Source organism: Dorea acetigenes, assembly GCF_025567385.1.
GTDB classification, from domain to species: Bacteria; Bacillota; Clostridia; order Lachnospirales; family Lachnospiraceae; genus Claveliimonas; species Claveliimonas acetigenes.
The window spans coordinates 1-3,211 of record NZ_JAOQJU010000052.1 but is presented as its reverse complement, the minus strand read 5'-3'; the positions used below and the strand labels follow the sequence as shown (position 1 = coordinate 3,211).

General features: G+C 41.3%; 3 protein-coding genes. All 3 read right to left on the bottom strand.

The window, feature by feature from the left end; translation table 11 throughout:
- Positions 1 to 84: 84 nt before the first annotated feature.
- Complete coding sequence (locus OCV99_RS17905) at positions 85 to 864, bottom strand: ATP-binding protein (RefSeq protein WP_055221200.1); 780 nt, start codon at positions 862 to 864, stop codon at positions 85 to 87.
- 12 nt (positions 865 to 876) lie between these two features.
- Complete coding sequence (locus OCV99_RS17900) at positions 877 to 2,433, bottom strand: Mu transposase domain-containing protein (RefSeq protein WP_158372377.1); 1,557 nt, start codon at positions 2,431 to 2,433, stop codon at positions 877 to 879.
- Positions 2,434 to 2,909: 476 nt separating this feature from the next.
- Positions 2,910 to 3,119: a DUF3791 domain-containing protein gene (locus tag OCV99_RS17895; protein ID WP_158372375.1), complete on the bottom strand. Its 210-nt coding sequence runs from the start codon at positions 3,117 to 3,119 to the stop codon at positions 2,910 to 2,912.
- Between the last annotated feature and the right edge of the window lie 92 nt (positions 3,120 to 3,211).

Here is a 3,211-nt window from a genome sequence, read left to right as displayed (position 1 = left end):
TGCATATTCCGCAAGAACTGCGCATCCGTTCCAGAGGAACGGAGCGCCATTCCGCTTCAAACTGAGCAAAGCTCAGCAGGTTGATTAATTACTATTGGTTATTCTGCGATCCCTGCCAGGAAATTCAAGGCGATATGCCTTAGATGTCATTCGACTTAAGCAGGCATCTGCGTAGGTGGAATCCCCAAAAAGCTGATACCATCCGGATACTGGAATCTGTGAGATAATAATAGTTGCCTTGCGGCAGTCTCTGGACTCGATGATTTCAAATAAATCGCGGCATTTCTCGATGTCCAGATCCATTAAGCCGAAATCATCTATCACCATGAGATCATAAGCTGCCATTTCATTCGAATACTCAAAGTAAGTACCTTCCTGCCTGGCATGATCTGATTCCTTTAAGAGTGTGTTCGCACGTATGTATTTAACAGTACGGTTCTGATGCATTGCTGTGATACATAAGGCGCAGGCGATGTGCGTTTTCCCAGCACCGGCCCCTCCGGTCATCAGCAGGTTATTCGGCTCATCGATCCAATCACACTTGGCCAGAAGTTCTATGACGTGTGTATTCAGCTGACGTTCTGGATCATAGATTGAACTGTCAAGATCAGCTGCAGGATATTTCAGGGTCGCTTTCTTCATGAGACGTTTAAACTTTTTACTCTCACGCTGATCCCACTCCTGATTTACAATAGCAGCAAAGCGGACTTCAAATGGTTCGAGACCTGTGTTTGGTTCCAGCAGCTGCTTTTCAAATGCTTCAGCCATACCGGACATGCGAAGTTTATACAGCCGATCCATGAGTATGTTCTGTTCCTTTGTGAGTTTATCGTTATAAAGATAGTCTTTTAATCTGTATGCCATAGTACATCACCCTTACTTATAGTAGTCCTTTCCTCTGATATTTTCATGATTGGGCAGTGTTCCTGGTGAATGCTCGGGGAGTTCCTTCACATCCATCTTTTTCAGCATCTGCTTGAAGGTAAAATACTTACAGGAATTGATCTCTATACATTTACGGGCAACTTCTTCAGCAGCACCTTTCGGGATTGTTTTTACTTTATGCAGGATACCTGCACAGGCATTATAGGACTGCTCTTCATGTTTTGATGATTTAAGGAGTCTGTCAATCAGTTCTGACATCGCAGGACCAATGGCAGAAGCCCAGCGGCGGTAATAATTACCATCCTTTGAATTGACTTCTTTGTAATAAAGGTGTTCTGGCGGCATATGTTCATCTACCGTGATATACAGCGGAAACTCTCTATAAGACCGCTTATGTGTACAGATCAGCCGATTATACTGATCACAGATCCTGATCTCTGAAGCGGTTGCCTTCAGGATTGCAGGCTTGCCACAGTAAGAGTACAATACGGAGTAGTAGTGGCCGTCATACTCGATGTGGTAGTTGTTGGGAACTTTTAGGACCGCTTTATAGTCGCAAGCCGTGTAACATCCGCCTGGCAGTGGTTTCATACATGGTTTGTCATACTTTTCGAAAGCATCCTGTCTTGAGAAGTCCTTGCCTTGAAAAGATCGTTTATTGAGGACTGCTACTATTTTTTTGATTTCAGCATTCAGGTCTTCAAATGATACATATATCTTTTCTTTCAGTTTCTCAACCAGGTGTATTTCAAGATAACGTACATGATTTTCAACTGTAGGCTTGCCTTTCGGCTTTCTAGCGGGTGGTGGAAGAACTATAGTTTCATAGAAATCTTCCAGATCTGCAAAGGTAGACTGCAGGATAAGTTCATCCTTTGTGTGCTTGGTTACAGCAGTTCGCAGGTTATCGGGCACAAAGTATTTCGTAACAGCACCATAAAATGAAACAGCATGGGCACAGCCTTCTATAAAACATGGGAGCTTCTCATTTGGAAAAGCTTCTGCATAGATCAGACTGCTGACTCCAAGAGTGGTCGCAAAGATATGGACTTTTTTGATCTCGCCCGTTTCGGTATCTGTTAACAGTTCCGGCTGATCACCGACCCAGTCGATATACATCTTTTCACCCGGGATTCGGTTTACGGCCATTGATACCTTCTGGCCACCATAGTTTTCTGCTATGAATCGGTTGAAGTATTCGTAAAACTGTGACTTCTCATAACCATCAGGATTCTTTTCTTTATAATCCAGCCAACAGAACGAAATGTTCATGCGGCTCCCTGGTGCATGAATTCTGTCATAGTAATACTGGAAATCTGGAAGTGGGACATCTTTCCTCTGTAGATTTTTCTGCGGATAGAAAAGGTTCTCAACTTCCTTAGGTGCCATCATTCGGAGTTCCTCGATTGGGATTCCGTTGGCATGGTATCGGCTCATGATCAGATTTAATGTACCTGAGCCAATCTTGTAACGGTCCATAACGGACCTGGTCTGGCATCCATTCAAACGCATCTGGACGGAGCCGATAATCGTGTTGTAGTCTTGCATAGTTATGCCTCCTTTCGCAATCATTTGATGACTACGAAAGAACTATAACACGTTGAAAACTTATTGATCAGCTGAAGCGGAAACGCGTTCAGTTACATCCGGAAAGACTGATCAGCTCTTAGCGGAATGCGTGGTCAGATGAGCCGGAATTTGCACGTAGAGCATATTACTCTTCGAATTAATTTTGATTTATCGTCCTTTATTATAACGACATTCTTTTCATAATTCAATAAGAATTACATCTTTTGCCCTTATTCCTGACAAAACGGTATCTATTACAGGGTTATTTCATCAAAATTACTATATTTACAAATCGTAAAAGGGAATTTTCTTCCCGTTTTTTTCCAAAAACAAACAAAAAATCTAATTATCCACGTCTGTTTTTCAATGAGTAATATGCTCTACGACAAAAAAGGAGCTATCGCCTACAGCAGAAGTCTTTTCCTGCTCTAAGTGATAGCTCCTCAACTCTTAAACTAACATACAGATTTTCCAGTTTCTATCAAACTGTCAATATCCGCATATGCATTTTCAATGGCTTCCGTATGGTAATGCCAATAGTTGTCATATATTTTCTGTATAATACCACATTTTTCCCATTCATTCAAAACATCCCTGGTTTTTTTATTTTTATAGAACGCATAATATTCCAATAAATACATAAAAAACTTCATTTCCTCTGTCACACTATTCACTCCTCGTATAATAAGTTTGTAAGCAAGAAAACAGCTTGCAGACTTATTCTTTTTTGATTAGACAGAAGGATAATTCTAAACAT

Bases quoted from the DNA above. Each gene is read 5' to 3' on its own strand.
- OCV99_RS17900 (WP_158372377.1), bottom strand. From the start codon at position 2,433: ATGCAAGACTACAACACGATTATCGGCTCCGTCCAGATGCGTTTGAAT.
- OCV99_RS17905 (WP_055221200.1), bottom strand. From the start codon at position 864: ATGGCATACAGATTAAAAGACTATCTTTATAACGATAAACTCACAAAG.